General features: G+C 72.2%; 1 protein-coding gene. It reads right to left on the bottom strand.

Annotation, left to right across the window (positions count from 1 at the left end; all coding sequences use genetic code 11):
• On the bottom strand, positions 1 to 848 hold an 848-nt coding region (locus AC08ON_RS03685), incomplete at both ends, for a beta-ketoacyl [acyl carrier protein] synthase domain-containing protein (RefSeq protein ID WP_476616452.1).

Here is an 848-nt window from a genome sequence, read left to right on the forward strand (position 1 = left end):
TCGCCGATGAGGATGCCGTCGGCCCGCCGGTCGAAGGGACGGATGATCTCACTCGGGGACAACGCCCGCAGCAGGGTGAAGACGCTCCAGAACGACGCCTCGTGCACGATGTGGGCGCCACCGACGATCATCGCGTCGGTCCGGCCGGACCCGAGGTCACGCATCGCCATGTCGACGGCGATGAGCGATGACGCGCAGGCCCCGTCCACGGTGTAGGCGGGTCCGCGCAGGTCGAGCCGGTTGGCGATGCGGGAGGCTGCGAGGTTCGGCACCAGCCCGATGGACGCCTCGGGGCGCTGCGGTCCGAGCTGGGCGACGAACGCCTCCCGGACCCGTTCGACGGCCTCGGCCGGCAGGTCGGGCAGGATCTCGCGCAGCGTCGTGACAATCTGGCGGGAGGTGCGCACCCGCTGTTCGAGCTTGGCGACCCCGGGACCGACGTAGCCGCCGCGGCCGAGCACCACCCCGACACGCTCGGCGTCCCCCAACCGCTCGGGACCGCCGGCGTCCGTGATCGCCTCGGCGGCGAGCCGCAGGGACAGCAGCTGGTCGGGTTCGGCCCAGTCGACGGCCAGCGGCATGATGCCGAACGCGGCCGGATCGAACGACGCGAACTCCTCGACGAAACCGCCACGCCGGCAGTAGAAGGCGTCGCTGGCACCGCCGGGTCTGCCCACACCGCCCGGTCCGGCACCGGGACGGTCACCGCGGGGCGGGTCGGGGCGAAACAGGTCGGGGCGGAAGTAGTCGTCAACGTCGAAACGCTCCGGCGACACCTCCCGGATCGCGTCGACACCCCCGACAATGTTGCCCCAGAAGGTGCCGAGGTCGCCGGCGCCGGGGAACAG

It is taken from the genome of Frankia sp. CoWAU3, assembly GCF_977971855.1.